Consider the following 14,126-nt stretch of genomic DNA (forward strand, 5'->3'; position numbering starts at 1 on the left):
CCGCCGACTGTAGGCGACCCCGCCCTCCTGCCTGCCCACATGCGGCGGTGAGTGCCGGTGTCGCCGCCTCCGGCCCCGCCCCTCGGTCCTCCGTTCACGGAAGGACCCGACCGTTAAGGTAGAAGCATGACGTATTCCGTCGCCGTCTCCGGCGCATCCGGCTACGCAGGCGGCGAGATCCTACGCCTCCTGGCAGACCATCCCGATATGGAGATCCGTACCGTCACGGCGCATTCGAACGCCGGGCAACTTCTCGTCGATCACCAGCCGCACCTGCGCTCCCTGGCGCACCTCACGCTGCAGGAGACCACGCCGGAGATCCTGTCCGGCCACGACATCGTCTTCCTGGCGCTGCCGCACGGGCAGTCCGGCCAGTACACCGACGCGTTGGGCGATGCCCCGCTCGTGATCGACGCGGGAGCCGACCATCGGCTCACGTCGGCCTCGGCCTGGGAGGCCTTCTACGGCGGTGCGTTCCATGAGGCGTGGGCGTACGGTGTGCCCGAGCTCCTGGTCGACGGCGTGAAGCAGCGCGAGCATCTCCGGGGGGCGACGCGCATCGCGGCTCCCGGCTGCAACGCCTCCACCGTGAGCCTCAGCCTCGCGCCCGGAGTGGCCGCCGGGGTCATAGACGCCTCCGACATCGTGTCCGTGCTCGCGGTCGGACCGTCCGGTGCGGGGAAGAGCCTCAAGACGAATCTCCTGGCGAGCGAGATCCTCGGGTCCGCGAACCCCTATGCGGTCGGCGGAACGCATCGGCACATTCCCGAGATCCGTCAGGCGCTCGCCGCGGCCTCCGGCACGGACCCCGACGGCATCCGGATCTCCTTCACCCCGGTGCTGGTCCCGATGTCGCGCGGCATCCTCGCGACATCGACGGCACCGATCGCGTCCGGCGCCACCGATGCGCAGATCCGGGACGCCTGGCAGAGCGCGTACGGCGATGAGACCTTCGTGCAGGTGCTCCCGGAAGGACGATTCCCGCGGACCGCCGACGTGATCGGCGCGAACACCGCGCTGATCGGTCTTGCGATCGACCGTTCCGCCAACCGTGTCACGGTGGTCACCGCCGTGGACAACCTCGTCAAAGGCACCGCCGGAGCTGCCATCCAATCCATGAACATCGCGCTGGGGCTGCCCGAGGCCCGCGCTCTCTCACTGAACGGAGTTGCGCCGTGAGCGTCACCGCCCCCGCAGGATTCGAAGCGGCCGGTGTCGCCGCAGGACTCAAGTCGACCGGGAAGCCCGACGTCGCCGTCGTCGTCAATCGGGGGCCGCGCAAGGTCGGCGCCGCCGTCTTCACCAGCAACCGTGCCAAGGCGAATCCGATCATCTGGTCGCAGCAGGCCGTCGCTGACCGCGTCGTCGAAGCTGTCGTGCTCAACTCCGGCGGGGCGAACTGCTTCACGGGCTCGTTCGGCTTCCAGACGACGCACCAGACTGCGGAGAAGGCGGCCGAGCTCCTCGGCGTCAGCGCCGGTGACGTGCTGATCTGCTCAACGGGTCTCATCGGCACCGGAGACGAGGCGTTCCGGGAGAGGGTGCTCGCCGGCACCGCACAGGCGATCGCCGAACTCAGCGCAGACGGCGGGGACCACGCCGCTCACGCGATCATGACCACGGACACGGTCGCGAAGACGGCGGTGATCAGCCGCGACGGCTGGACGATCGGTGGTATGGCCAAGGGCGCGGGGATGCTCGCGCCCGGACTCGCCACGATGCTCGTGGTGATCACGACCGATGCCGTCCTCGAACCTCTGCAGGCCGACGAGGCCCTGCGCCGCGCGACCGGGAAGACGTTCGACCGGCTCGACTCCGACGGGTGCATGTCGACCAACGATCAGGTCACCCTCCTCGCCAACGGCGCCTCGGAGGTCGCGCCGGAACTCGACGACTTCGCCGCCGCCCTCGTCGAACTGTGTCAGGACCTCGCGGTCAAGCTGCAGGGCGACGCGGAGGGCGCGAGCCACGACATCACGATCGAAGTGCGGCAGGCGGCGTCCGAGCAGGATGCGGTCGAGGTCGGCCGTTCGGTGGCGCGCAACAACCTCTTCAAGGCGGCGATCTTCGGCAACGACCCGAACTGGGGGCGCGTGCTGGCCGCGATCGGCACCACGAACGCGCAGTTCGACCCGTACGACGTCGACGTCTGGATGAACGGCGTCCGCGTGTGCACCGAGGGCGGCCCCGACCGTCCGCGGGAAGAGGTCGACCTCACCCCGCGCGCGACGCACATCGTGATCGATCTGAAGTCGGGCGAGGCCGCAGCCACAGTGCTCACCAACGACCTCACGCACGACTACGTGCACGAGAACAGCGCGTACGCCTCATGACCGACATCCAGGACACTCCGGCCGAGGTCGCCGCGCAGAAGGCCACGACCCTCATCGAGTCGCTCCCGTGGCTGAAGAAGTTCCGCGATCAGATCGTCGTCGTCAAGTACGGCGGCAACGCGATGGTCTCGGAAGAGCTGCAGGACGCGTTCGCGCAGGACATCGCGTACCTCCGGTATGTCGGCGTGCTTCCGGTCGTCGTCCACGGCGGTGGTCCGCAGATCTCGAACATGCTGCAGCGACTCGAGATCCCGAGTGAGTTCAAGGGCGGCTACCGTGTCACGAACACCGAGGCGATCAGCGTCGTGCGCATGGTGCTCACCGGTCAGGTGAACCCCCAGCTCGTGTCCAAGATCAACTCCCACGGGCCGATCGCCACGGGGCTCAGCGGTGAGGACGCCGGTCTCTTCGGCGGACGTCGCCGCGGCGTCGTGATCGATGGAGAGGAAGTCGACCTCGGACGCGTCGGCGATGTCGTCGAAGTGGACCCGACCCCGGTGCACGACCACCTCCTGGCCGGACGCATCCCCGTCGTCTCGAGCATCGCGCCCGACCTCGACCACCCCGGTCAGTCGCTGAACGTCAACGCGGATGCGGCGGCGGCGGCGCTGGCGGTGGCTCTGAACGCCCGCAAGCTGGTGATCCTCACCGACGTGCCCGGGCTCTACGCCGATTGGCCGAACCGCGACTCGCTCGTCTCGCACCTCACCTCGGAGGCTCTCGTCGAGATGCTGCCGAGACTCGAGTCGGGGATGATCCCGAAGATGCGCGCGTGTCTCGACGCGGTCGAGGGCGGTGTCGATGCCGCGGCGATCATCGACGGACGGGTGCCTCATTCGGTGCTCGTCGAACTCTTCACCAGCAAGGGAATCGGGACCGAAGTGGTCCTGGGAAGGAATGAGGTGACGGCATGACCGTCTGGCAGGACGATGCGGCGCGCGATCTCGTGCTCAACGCAGGGGAGCGGCTCGCGCTGCTGGTCCGTGGCGAGGGCTCGTACCTGTGGGACGCCGACGGACGACGCCACCTCGACTTCCTCGCAGGGATCGCGGTGACCTCCCTCGGGCATGCGCACCCGGTCTTCGTGGACGCGGTGTCGGCCCAGGCCGCGACGCTCGCCCACGTGTCGAACTACTTCGCCACTCCGCCCCAGCTCGCCCTCGCCGCGCGTCTCAAGCGTCTCGCAGGTGCCGGTATCGACGGGCGCGTGTTCTTCTCGAACTCCGGTGCCGAGGCCAACGAGGCCGCGTTCAAGCTCGCCCGTCTGCACGGCGTTCTCGAGCGCCCGCGCATCCTCGCGCTCGAGAACGGCTTCCACGGACGCACCATGGGTTCCCTCGCGCTGACCGCGAAGCCCTCCATGCGCGCACCCTTCGAGCCGATGCCGGGTGGTGTCGAGCACATCCCGGCCACGATCGAGGCGCTGCAGTCGGCGATGGACGATCGGGTGGCCGCCGTCATCGTCGAGCCGATCCAGGGCGAAGCCGGTGTGGTGGAGCTGCCCGACGGTTACCTCGCCGCCGCACGCTCGCTGACCCTCGCACACGGTGCGCTGCTGATCGTCGATGAGATCCAGACCGGTGCCGGGCGCACGGGCGCGTGGTTCGGGTTCAGCCATGAGGGGATCACGCCCGACGCGATCACCCTCGCGAAGGGCATCGGCGGCGGTTTCCCGATCGGCGCCCTGGTCACCTACGGGTCCGCCAGCGCGCTCTTCACCCCGGGTTCACACGGTTCCACTTTCGGTGGCAATCCCCTCGCGACCGCGGTCGCCGACGCGGTGCTCGCCGAGATCGAGGAGGCGGGTCTGGTCGAGAACGCCGCACGCCGAGGAGCGGAGTTGCGCGAAATCCTCCTCGGTATGGATTCCCCGCTCGTCGACGGCGTGCGAGGACGGGGCCTGCTCATCGGCGTGGCACTGACCGAGCCGGTGGCCGGAGCCGTGGTCGCCGCGGCTCAAGAGCGCGGTCTCATCGTGAACGCCGCCAACCCGGAGACGGTCCGCATCGCGCCCGCCCTCACGATCGGTGCTGCGGAACTCGCCGAGTTCCGCGAGTTGTTCACCGCCGCCCTCGCCGACGTACAGGCGTCCCTCTCCGGAAAGGTACCCGCATGACCCGCCACCTGCTGCGTGACGATGATCTGACGCCCGCCGAGCAGGCCGAGATCCTCGACCTCGCCCTGGAACTCAAGAAGGACCGCTGGGCGGACAAGAGCCTCGCCGGGCCGCAGACGGTCGCGGTGATCTTCGACAAGTCCTCGACGCGCACTCGTGTGTCGTTCGCGGTGGGCATCGCCGATCTCGGGGGCTCGCCGCTGATCATCTCCACCGCGAGCAGCCAGCTCGGTGGCAAGGAGACGCCGTCCGACACTGCACGGGTGCTGGAGCGCCAGGTCGCCGCGATCGTCTGGCGCACCTACGCGCAGTCCGGACTCGAGGAGATGGCCGCAGGCACTCGGGTTCCGGTCATCAACGCGCTCTCCGACGACTTCCACCCCTGTCAGCTGCTCGCTGATCTGCTGACGATTCGCGAGCACAAGGGCGAGTTGAAGGGCCTCACTCTCACGTTCTTCGGGGACGGGCAGAGCAACATGGCGCACTCCTACGCCCTCGCCGGCGTGACGGCAGGGATGCACGTGCGCATCGCGTCGCCCGAGGACTATGCGCCGCGCGCCGACGTCATCGAGGCGGCCGACCGCCGCGCAGCCGAGACCGGCGGATCGATCACGCTCTACACCGATGCGGTCGAGGCCGCAGCCGGGGCCGATGTGGTCGTGACCGACACGTGGGTCTCCATGGGCAAGGAGGAGGAGAAGATCGCGCGCATCCGTGACCTCGGTGGCTACAAGGTCACCGCCGAGACGATGACGCTCGCCGATCCGGAGGCGATCTTCATCCACTGTCTCCCCGCGGACCGGGGCTACGAGGTCGATTCCTCGGTCATCGACGGTCCGCAGAGCGTGGTCTGGGATGAGGCCGAGAACCGGCTGCATGCGCAGAAGGCTCTCCTGGTGTGGCTGCTCGGCAAGAAGAAGGCCGCGTGATGACCGACTCGACGCATGAAGGCACGAACGAGGGCGCGCTCTGGGGTGCACGTTTCGCGACCGGGCCCTCGCCAGAGCTGGTCGAGCTGAGCCGTTCCACGCATTTCGACTGGATCCTCGCCCCGTACGACATCGCCGGCTCGCATGCCCACGCGACCGCCCTCGAGGCGGCCGGATATCTCGAACCGGATGAAGCCAGCCGGATGCACGAGGGACTGGATGCCGTGGCCGGCCGTGTCGCAGACGGTTCCCTCCGCCCGGTGCCGACCGATGAGGATGTGCACGGTGCACTCGAACAGGCGCTGATCGCCGAGCTGGGACCGGAGCTGGGCGGGCGCCTGCGTGCCGGTCGCAGCCGCAACGACCAGATCGCCACGCTCGTGCGCATGTATCTGATCGATCACGCCCGGGTCATCGCGCGAGACCTCCTGCGCGTTGTCGACGCCCTGGTCGCACAGGCGGAGGCGCACCCGACGGCGATCCTCCCCGGGCGCACCCACCTGCAGCACGCACAGCCCGTCCTGCTGGCACATCACCTGCAGGCGCACGGTTGGCCGCTGGTGCGGGAGCTGGAACGGCTCGTGGACTGGCGCCGCCGCGCCGGTGTCTCGCCTTACGGCGGGGGAGCGCTGGCGGGGTCCACACTCGGCCTCGATCCCGTGCTCGTGGCGACCGAGCTCGGCCTCGACCGTCCGGCGGAGAACTCGCTCGACGGTACCGCCGCGCGCGATGTCGTCGCGGAGTTCGCCTTCATCACGGCGATGACCGGTGTCGATCTCTCGCGCCTCTCGGAGGAGATCATCCTCTGGAACACCCGCGAGTTCGGCTTCGTCACCCTCGACGACGGGTACTCGACCGGTTCCAGCATCATGCCGCAGAAGAAGAACCCCGACATCGCCGAGCTCGCCCGTGGCAAGTCGGGCCGTCTCATCGGCAACCTGTCGGGATTGCTGGCCACGTTGAAGGGCCTCCCGCTCGCCTACAACCGGGATCTCCAGGAGGACAAGGAGCCGGTCTTCGACTCGGTGCAGACCCTTGAGGTCGTGCTCCCGGCTTTCGCCGGCATGATCGCGACGCTGCGTTTCGACACCGAGCGGATGGCGGAGCTCGCACCGCAGGGCTTCTCGCTCGCGACCGATGTCGCCGAGTGGCTCGTGAAGCGCCGCGTGCCCTTCCGCGATGCCCATGAGATCTCCGGTGCGCTCGTGCGTGCCTGCGAGGAACAGGGGATCGGGCTGGAGGATGCCTCCGACGAGCTTCTGCTCTCGGTGTCCACGCATCTCGTGCCCGAGGTGCGTGAGGTCCTCACGATCGAGGGGTCGGTCGCATCGCGGACCGGCGCCGGCGGTACTGCTCCGGTGCGGGTCGCCGAGCAGCGTGCCGAGCTCGTCGCTCGTGCGCAGGCCGCGGCCCACGCTCTCGGCCTCTAGCCGACGGCGCGCCCCCCCCCCCGGCCCGCAGCCGACCCGGCAGGCTAGTGACGATCCGCCGAGCAACGGGCGATCCGCCGACACATCTGCACCGTTCTTTCCGCAGATCGTCGCTCGCTCGGCGAATCGTCATCGCCCGGTCGATGTCCGACATGCCGTCAGGGGTGTACCGGTATGCGACGAATCGCGGCGAGGACGGCGGTCTGTACCGCCGGCCAGTCGTGAACGATCTGGGCGTAGTCGAAGCGGAGCGTCTCATAGCCACGTGCGGATGCCGCCGCATCCCGGACCCGGTCGCGATGCCGGTGTGCGAAAGAACCGTGATTGCCCTCACCGTCGGCTTCCAGGATCAGCCTGCCCGCGATGACGAAGTCGACTCTGCCCACACCCTCGATCACGATCTGGCAATCCAGACTCAGGCCCAGGAGGTGGAGTCGCAGTCGAAGGAGTGACTCCAAGCCGCTTTCGGCGTCGGACCTCGCGAGGTCGACCAGCCATCGTGCTGTGCGGGGCAACGCCGCGCGGATCCGTGATCTGGCCGTGCGGGACAGCAAGCCCAACCGCCAAGCCGACTCATACGCGGCGAAGAACGCCTCGTCCCCGGCGCACCTGCGGAGATGGAGGAGCGCGGTCTCCACGGGAGCCGACCCCAATGGGGGAGCACCGCGCGAGTAGTGCGAGACGCACATGCAGTGCGGATGCCGCAGAGCGTGCTGGTTCGGCCCGAGCCAGACGTGTGGGCCATCCTCGGTGGGAAGAACCCAGACGCCACGGGCGCGGAGCGCACTCGCACAGGTGAGGGCGCCGCCGTGTGCAATGGCTGCTCGCAGTGGCGCACTCAACGGGCCGATCGCGAAGACGCCGTCGCGCAGGCGCTCAATCTCCCCGCGCTCGACCAGTCTGGCGAGCGTCTGTCTGGAGAATCCGAGCGACTGGAGTCGCTTTCCGCGGGCGATCCCGCCGAGGTGTCTGAGTGTTTCTGCGGCCGAGAGCATCGGCCTACCATGCCCCTGTCATCACCTGGCGCCGCTCCCTCTCCTCAGGGCATCGGGGCGGATAGAGTCATCGTCGATCGGTGCAGGGAGAGTCGGTGTGCCCGGTTGCAGCGACGATTTGCGGATGACCGGACAGTCCGCCGTGGTTTCGAGGTGAATCGTCCGTGGAATGTCGCCACCTCCGCTGATCGTCAGACTGACCAGCCGCCGGCCCGCAGCGGATCAGTGGAGGTCGGCGTCGGCCGTCGACCTCTCCCACCGGGTGAACCGGACTGTGAGACCGCTGCGCGTCGGGGCGGCGAGGAACGGTCCTGCGGAGGCCGCTGCCGTGCCGTCGAACGGGGCGACCCGCACCAGACGCCACGCTCCCTCATCGGCGCGGGCACGCACGATCACGGAGTCGGCCCACCGGCTCACACGTACCGAGATTTCGCTCTCGTGCCAGTCGTCGACGTGACCGACCGACCAGTCGGAGTCCCCGGCGGTCACCACGGCACCGAGTCCGAGGTGACCGTCGGCGTATTCCAGTCCGGTCTTGATCCAGTGCTCGTCGTCGATCCGCACCAGGACGCCTGCCTGGTCGAACTGTCCGTCCCACGGCGCTCGGAAGGACACCTCCATCGCTTCGCCGACCGCGAGGGGTGCGAGCAGGGCGTGCTCGGTGTCGTGCACGAAACCGTAGGCGGTGTGCCGCCAGGCGTCACTGCCCTCCGCGGCGGTGATGTCGAGGGGCGCCGAGCCGTCGGGAAGACCGGTGGGGGAGACGGGGGTATTCGTCCATGTTCCGTCGGACCAGGGGATGATGTGCGATTCAGGCATGTTCGCAGAATATAACCACTAGGCGCATAAGTCGAGAGTTATTCATGTTATGGTTATGTCATGGTCATCGCGGTACTCGCCGACATCGTGGGCTCTCGCCGGCTCGACGATCGCACCGCCGCGCAACGCGTCCTCGACGACACGATCGCCGGGGTCGAGATCGACTTCCCGCTCGCGGCGCAGCCGCTCACGCCCACCGTAGGAGACGAGCAACAGGGTGTCTACCTCGATCTGAGTGACGCGATGGTGTCGCTCTTGATGATCCAGCTGCGGCTGCCCGATGGCATCGCCTTCCGATTCGGGATCGGTGTGGGGGAGGTGCGTCAGGTCGAGTCCGTCCATCGCGAGCTCGCCGACGGGCCCGGCTGGTATGCGGCACGTGCGGCGATCGAGACCGTGCACGCACGCGAGGGTCGCGCCGTGCCGCGTACACGGTCCTGGATTGTCGGAGCCCCGGGGCAGGATGAGGTCATGGAGAGCACGATCGCCGCATCGAACGCCTATCTCCTCGTCCGCGACGAGCTGGTCGGTGCGATGAGCGAGCGGGAACGGCGACTCGCCTACGGACGTCTGCTCGGACGATCGCAGCAGGAACTCGCGGACGAAGAAGGAATCACGCAGCCCAGCGTCTCGAAGTCGCTGCGCACCGCGGGTACGGCGGCGCTCATCGAGGGAGTCGCCGCGCTCCGAGGGGAGCGCGCATGATCGTCGCCGGATTCATCCTGCTGGCAGTCGGCGCCGCAGACCTGGTGCGTCAGTTCGCCCCGCGCCGCTGGGTCGGCTACCTCGCCGTCACGGTCGTCCTCCTTCTGCTCGGCAGCGTCAGCGACGCGCTTCTTCCCATGGCGCTCGCGTTGGTCGTCGGAGCGCTCTGGGTGTGGAGCATGCCCACCGACCGCCCCGCCCCTCTGGGGTTCTGGCCGGCCGTACTGCTCGCGGTCGTGAGCGTGGGCGCGGTCGTCTGGCTCGACGCCAGGGCAGATGCCGGCCTGATCGGCGAGGTCTGGCGCCTCCGATCACCGTTCGGGGAGGTTCCGTTCGACCTCGCCCTGCTCGCGCTCGGAGCCGGGGTGTTCCTCCTCGAGTCTGCGAATCTCGTGGTTCGGGCGGCGCTCGACGGCGAGCACACCTGGCTCCCGGGCGACCCGGCTGCAAGGCCGGACACGACGGGCGACCGCGCCGTCAAAGAAGCGGAGACCGAGACGGACGCGGAGGTGGCGTCAGCGCCCCGCGACCCTCGCAGCGGATTCAAGGGCGGACGACTGATCGGGCCACTGGAGCGCGTCCTCGTCCTGATCCTCACCCTCGCTGCGGCGTATCCGATCCTCGCGGCGATGCTGGCGGCGAAGGGCATCGTCAGGTTCCCGGAGATCTCCCGAGACGGGGAGACCGGCGCGCGGGCGGAGTACTTCCTCGTCGGCAGCCTCGTCAGCTGGGTGATCGCCCTCGGCGCGGCCTTCCTGGTCTGGTGGGCAGCGCACAGCTGACGGTGGGTCAGCCCGGCGACCGGTACCCGTCCGGCCTCTCTCGTGGCGCGATTCGCCCCTGCCCGCGCTGATAGCCTGGAGCGCGTGTCAACTGCTGATCTGACGACCGCACCCCAGGCGATCGACCCCGCGTTCGAGAACGTGTGGGACGAGCTCGTGTGGCGTGGCCTGGTCCATGTGTCCACCGACCAGGAGGCCTTGCGCGCCCTTCTCGCCGGGGACCCGATCACGTATTACTGCGGGTTCGACCCGACGGCACCCAGCCTGCACCTGGGCAATCTGGTGCAGTTGCTCACCCTGCGTCGCATTCAGCTCGCCGGACACAAGCCGCTCGGGCTCGTCGGCGGATCGACCGGACTCATCGGCGATCCCCGGCCCACGGCCGAGCGCACCCTGAACACGAGGGAGACCGTCGAGGAGTGGGTCGGGCGCCTGCGGACCCAGGTCGAGCGCTACCTCAGCTTCGAGGGCGACAACGCGGCCCGTATCGTCAACAACCTCGACTGGACCGCTCCGCTGAGCGCGATCGACTTCCTGCGTGAGATCGGCAAGTACTTCCGGGTCGGCACGATGTTGAAGAAGGATGCGGTGGCCGCGCGCCTCAATTCCGACGAAGGCATCAGCTACACCGAGTTCAGTTACCAGATCCTCCAGGGGATGGACTTCCTCGAGCTGTACCGCCAGTACGACTGCGTTCTGCAGACGGGCGGATCCGACCAGTGGGGCAACCTCACCAGCGGCACCGACCTGATCCGTCGCGCCGAAGGCGTCGCGGTGCACGCGATCGGCACCCCGTTGATCACGAACAGCGATGGGACCAAGTTCGGCAAGAGCGAGGGGAACGCGATCTGGCTCGATGCCACGATGTGCAGCCCGTACCGCATGTACCAGTTCTGGCTGAGCACGGCCGATGCCGACGTCATCGACAGGCTCAAGGTCTTCACGTTCCTCGGCAAGGCTGAGATCGAGGAGTACGCCGCGCTCGTCGAGACGGAGCCGTTCCGTCGCGCCGCCCAGAAGCGTCTCGCGCTCGAGGTGGTCGCGACCGTGCACGGCATCGACGCGACGGCGGCCGTGATCGCGGCCTCCGAGGCGTTGTTCGGGCAGGGCGACCTGACCGCGCTCGACGCGGACACTCTCCGCACTGCGCTCGAGGAACTCCCGAATGCCACGGTCACCGCCGATACCTCGGTGGTCGAGGCGCTGGTGTCAACCGGACTCGTGGCGAGCCTCTCCGAGGCGAGGCGCGCGATCGGCCAGGGTGGTGTGACACTGGACGGCGAACGCGTGGAAGACGACGCAGCCACGGTCCGGGGAACGCTTCCCGGAGGCGTGTCGGTGCTCCGGCGCGGCAAGAAGACCCTCGCCGGCGTCTTCATGGGCTGATCCAGACGGATGCCGTTCACTCCCAGCCACGCGGTCGTCGCACTCCCGTTCGTGCGGACACCGCTGGTGCCCGCGGCGATCGCGATCGGTGCGATGACTCCGGATCTTCCGCTGTTTCTCCGGGGCGTCGGACTGAACTACACCTTCACCCACACGTTCGCGAATGTGGTGTGGACGTCGTTGCTCGCGTTCGTCCTCTTCCTGGCGTGGCGGGTGCTGCTGCGCCCTGCGGTTCCCGAGCTCGCTCCGCTCTGGGTGGCCCGCCGGCTTCCGCAGGCGTGGAGTGACGGCGGCGTCGCAGCGGCCGGGCGAGCGATCGGAGTGGGGGAGAAGCGCTCGTATCCTGTCCTTCTCGCAGTGTCGCTCCTGATGGGTGTGCTCTCGCACATCGTGTGGGATCTGTTCACGCATGAGAGCCGATGGGGTGTGCAGCAGTTCCCTGTTCTCGACGAGATGTGGGGTCCACTTCCCGGGTTCAAGTGGCTCCAGCACGGATCGAGCCTGATCGGCCTCACGATCATCGGGATCTGGGCACTGCTCTGGCTCCGTCGCCGTGCGCCCCGGGCGGACGCCGCACAATCGATCCCGTCCTGGGTGCGGCTGTCGTGGTGGGTGTCGCTGCCGGTCATCCTGGTCGGAGCCTGGGGCGTGGGGCTCGCCGTCTTCGGTCCGCTCGATGCGGAGTTCACGGTTCAGCACCTCGCATACCGCGTCCTTCCTCCGGCGTGCGCGCTCTGGGGTGTGATCACCCTCGCGCTCTGCATCGTGCTCGCGGTCCGCGGGCGTCGTCACCAGCGGGGCTGATCCGATCCCCAGAGGTGGGGCGCATCGAACTCGAATCCGGCCAAGGCCGGGCGCGCTGTCGTGAGGGTGCTACGGCCGACCTCGAAGCGGGCGACATGAGGATCCGTGGCGAAGTCGGGCTCCGCGTGCGGCTCCTGACGTCGAGGCATCAGGAGGAGTTCCGCGGCGACTCGACGTAGCGACGTCCGAACGACCCAGGAGTCGGCCCGACGGCGGGGGCGCCTTCGGAGCAACGCCGTCACCGCTGCGGCGAGGAGGTAGCCGGCACTGTGATCGAGGGCCTGCACCGGGAGTGCACCTGGACGCTCACCGTCGGGCGATTCGATGAGCGCGATGCCGGATTCAGCTTGAACGAGGCTGTCGAATCCGGCCCGGTCCGGATACTCCGTGCCCCAGGCGCTGAGCTGCGCGACCACCAGCCCGGGGTGGCGACGGGCGAGCGCCTCCGGATTCAACCCCAGACGATCGAGAGCGGCTGGCCGGTATCCGAGAACGACGGCGTCGGCGCGATCGAGCAGCTCCTGCAACTGCGGGGTGCGGGCATCCAGCCGTGCCGAGCGCTTGCCGTGTCCCGTGTCGAGATGTTGCCATTCCGGCTCGCGCAGTTGCGGCGGGTCGATCCGCAGCACATCGGCACCGAGCAGGGCGAGGGTCCGAGTGCACACAGGCCCGGCGATGACCCTCGTCAGGTCGAGCACGCGCATTCCCTGGAGAGGGCGGTGCAATGCCCGGGAGTCGCGTGCCACCGAGCGCGGCGAGCGGGAGGGAGGTGTCGCCTCCACGCGCGTGATCTCGAGCAGCGGGCGGTCGCGGAGGATCCGGTCGGCCGCAGGCACTTCCGCCATCACCGGAACGGCCAACCCTCCCGCGGTCGTGATGGCGGTCACGGCCGCGGCGCTCTCCTGCGTCGCGAGCACGTCGCGAACGGCGTCGGCGCCGGACTCTTCCCGCACGCCGAGACCGATGCGCAGACGGGCGGCGTGATGAGGGTAGTTCCCGTGGGTGCGGATCCATCCGTCGGAGGTTCTCCAGAATCCGGAGTACGGCGACCACACCGACGGAGCGGCGCCGTCGATGGTGAGCACCCGGTCGCTTCCGTACGCGACTGCGATCCGAGCAGGGTCGAGGGCAGCGGGCGAGAGACCGGCGGCGACCATCACGGTGCTGACGCTGGTCCAGGCGAGAGCGGCCGTGTCGAGCCGCGAGGGGAGCGGAACCTCGGAGCGCGCGGGGGACGACCGGGACGACCCGGCGATCCCGAGGTCACGGAGCACACGCCCCAGCAGTTCACCACAGTCGCCCGAGTCCGGACGATCGTCGCCGTCCGCATGTGCGTGTGCCGCAGCGAGGAGCGGCTCATCCGGAGGTGTGGGCATGGCGCGATGCTACTCCGCGGCCCCTCACACAGCCGAAACCGCCCCTGATCCGGCGTAACATCGACACGGGAGCAACCGACACGCCCGGGCGGTGGCCCTCGATTTGCCAGAAGCCGGGAACCCACGTAACTTATTACTTGTTCGCCCCACAGGGACGCGGAGGAGCCGAGAGCTTCACCCCCCTCAAGCGGAGAACGAATCCCCTCCACTCACTCTTGAGAGAACTGACGCTTGCGTCTAGGATGGGGAATCCACCCTTCTGCGGCTGTCAACAGCTGCGCTGCGGATCACTGATCTGCACGGCGCGCCGATTTGACAAGCGAGATCGGGTGGGTAAGATAGAGAAGTTGCCCTGCGGGCCTGGTTGTGATGGCTGGGTCGTGGGAGCATCCGATCCTTGAGAACTCAACAGCGTGCACTTGTCAAATGCCAATTTTATCCTCGTTCAGCT

Annotated in this window: 13 protein-coding genes; 10 read left to right on the forward strand and 3 right to left on the reverse strand. The window is 68.4% G+C overall.

The genetic code is table 11. The features are described from left to right. Positions 1-126 precede the first annotated feature (126 nt). From argC to argH, 6 genes are read left to right on the forward strand one after another with little or no spacing between them, the layout of a single operon-like run. On the forward strand, positions 127-1,179 hold the full coding sequence (gene argC, locus LC041_RS04650) for an N-acetyl-gamma-glutamyl-phosphate reductase (RefSeq protein WP_226531769.1): 1,053 nt from the start codon (positions 127-129) through the stop codon (positions 1,177-1,179). After that, entirely contained in the window at positions 1,176-2,333 is a 1,158-nt protein-coding gene (gene argJ, locus LC041_RS04655; protein WP_226531770.1) for a bifunctional glutamate N-acetyltransferase/amino-acid acetyltransferase ArgJ, read from the forward strand. Before argC ends, argJ begins: the two co-directional genes overlap by 4 nt. After that, positions 2,330-3,247 carry an acetylglutamate kinase gene (gene argB, locus LC041_RS04660; protein ID WP_226531771.1) on the forward strand — a complete coding sequence of 306 codons (918 nt, stop codon included), beginning with the start codon at positions 2,330-2,332 and terminating at the stop codon, positions 3,245-3,247. Before argJ ends, argB begins: the two co-directional genes overlap by 4 nt. Further along, complete coding sequence (locus LC041_RS04665; protein ID WP_226531772.1) at positions 3,244-4,449, forward strand: acetylornithine transaminase; 1,206 nt, start codon at positions 3,244-3,246, stop codon at positions 4,447-4,449. The genes argB and LC041_RS04665 overlap by 4 nt, the downstream gene beginning before the upstream one ends. Next, the gene (gene argF / locus LC041_RS04670; RefSeq protein WP_226531773.1) at positions 4,446-5,378 is read left to right on the forward strand and encodes an ornithine carbamoyltransferase; all 933 of its coding nucleotides are present in this window, start codon (positions 4,446-4,448) and stop codon (positions 5,376-5,378) included. The genes LC041_RS04665 and argF overlap by 4 nt, the downstream gene beginning before the upstream one ends. Then, entirely contained in the window at positions 5,378-6,808 is a 1,431-nt protein-coding gene (gene argH / locus LC041_RS04675; RefSeq protein ID WP_226531774.1) for an argininosuccinate lyase, read from the forward strand. Before argF ends, argH begins: the two co-directional genes overlap by 1 nt. A gap of 158 nt (positions 6,809-6,966) precedes the next feature. Here the strand turns inward: argH and LC041_RS04680 are convergent, their stop codons facing one another. Both LC041_RS04680 and LC041_RS04685 read right to left on the reverse strand, forming a co-directional pair. Continuing rightward, positions 6,967-7,803, reverse strand: a complete 837-nt coding sequence (locus tag LC041_RS04680; RefSeq protein WP_226531775.1) for a type IV toxin-antitoxin system AbiEi family antitoxin domain-containing protein — start codon at positions 7,801-7,803, stop codon at positions 6,967-6,969. A gap of 222 nt (positions 7,804-8,025) precedes the next feature. Then, positions 8,026-8,622 carry a DUF1349 domain-containing protein gene (locus LC041_RS04685; RefSeq protein ID WP_226531776.1) on the reverse strand — a complete coding sequence of 199 codons (597 nt, stop codon included), beginning with the start codon at positions 8,620-8,622 and terminating at the stop codon, positions 8,026-8,028. 60 nt (positions 8,623-8,682) lie between these two features. On the opposite strand from LC041_RS04685, the gene LC041_RS04690 reads away from it, so the two are divergent. The 4 genes from LC041_RS04690 to LC041_RS04705 all read left to right on the forward strand — a co-directional run bounded on the left by LC041_RS04690 (position 8,683) and on the right by LC041_RS04705 (position 12,299). Then, positions 8,683-9,327, forward strand: coding sequence for a SatD family protein (locus LC041_RS04690; protein ID WP_226531777.1), 645 nt, complete (start codon positions 8,683-8,685; stop codon positions 9,325-9,327). Then, positions 9,324-10,109 carry a hypothetical protein gene (locus tag LC041_RS04695; RefSeq protein WP_226531778.1) on the forward strand — a complete coding sequence of 262 codons (786 nt, stop codon included), beginning with the start codon at positions 9,324-9,326 and terminating at the stop codon, positions 10,107-10,109. The genes LC041_RS04690 and LC041_RS04695 overlap by 4 nt, the downstream gene beginning before the upstream one ends. An 84-nt stretch (positions 10,110-10,193) precedes the next feature. Next, a complete protein-coding gene (gene tyrS, locus LC041_RS04700; RefSeq protein ID WP_226531779.1) occupies positions 10,194-11,495 on the forward strand; it encodes a tyrosine--tRNA ligase in 1,302 nt (433 codons plus the stop codon). Between the two features lie 9 nt (positions 11,496-11,504). Continuing rightward, positions 11,505-12,299 carry a DUF4184 family protein gene (locus tag LC041_RS04705; RefSeq protein WP_226531780.1) on the forward strand — a complete coding sequence of 265 codons (795 nt, stop codon included), beginning with the start codon at positions 11,505-11,507 and terminating at the stop codon, positions 12,297-12,299. Here LC041_RS04705 and LC041_RS04710 read toward each other — a convergent pair. After that, positions 12,284-13,675 carry a CoA transferase gene (locus tag LC041_RS04710; protein ID WP_226531781.1) on the reverse strand — a complete coding sequence of 464 codons (1,392 nt, stop codon included), beginning with the start codon at positions 13,673-13,675 and terminating at the stop codon, positions 12,284-12,286. The two genes, LC041_RS04705 and LC041_RS04710, sit on opposite strands and share 16 nt — an antisense overlap. Between the last annotated feature and the right edge of the window lie 451 nt (positions 13,676-14,126).

Source organism: Microbacterium paraoxydans, assembly GCF_020524545.1.
In the GTDB taxonomy this organism is placed as follows: Bacteria; Actinomycetota; Actinomycetes; order Actinomycetales; family Microbacteriaceae; genus Microbacterium; species Microbacterium paraoxydans_C.

Bases quoted from the DNA above. Each gene is read 5' to 3' on its own strand.
- LC041_RS04705 (WP_226531780.1), top strand. From the start codon at position 11,505: ATGCCGTTCACTCCCAGCCACGCGGTCGTCGCACTCCCGTTCGTGCGG.
- LC041_RS04680 (WP_226531775.1), bottom strand. From the start codon at position 7,803: ATGCTCTCGGCCGCAGAAACACTCAGACACCTCGGCGGGATCGCCCGC.
- LC041_RS04690 (WP_226531777.1), top strand. From the start codon at position 8,683: ATGGTCATCGCGGTACTCGCCGACATCGTGGGCTCTCGCCGGCTCGAC.
- argC (WP_226531769.1), top strand. From the start codon at position 127: ATGACGTATTCCGTCGCCGTCTCCGGCGCATCCGGCTACGCAGGCGGC.
- LC041_RS04695 (WP_226531778.1), top strand. From the start codon at position 9,324: ATGATCGTCGCCGGATTCATCCTGCTGGCAGTCGGCGCCGCAGACCTG.
- argF (WP_226531773.1), top strand. From the start codon at position 4,446: ATGACCCGCCACCTGCTGCGTGACGATGATCTGACGCCCGCCGAGCAG.
- LC041_RS04685 (WP_226531776.1), bottom strand. From the start codon at position 8,622: ATGCCTGAATCGCACATCATCCCCTGGTCCGACGGAACATGGACGAAT.
- LC041_RS04665 (WP_226531772.1), top strand. From the start codon at position 3,244: ATGACCGTCTGGCAGGACGATGCGGCGCGCGATCTCGTGCTCAACGCA.
- LC041_RS04710 (WP_226531781.1), bottom strand. From the start codon at position 13,675: ATGCCCACACCTCCGGATGAGCCGCTCCTCGCTGCGGCACACGCACAT.
- argB (WP_226531771.1), top strand. From the start codon at position 2,330: ATGACCGACATCCAGGACACTCCGGCCGAGGTCGCCGCGCAGAAGGCC.
- argH (WP_226531774.1), top strand. From the start codon at position 5,378: ATGACCGACTCGACGCATGAAGGCACGAACGAGGGCGCGCTCTGGGGT.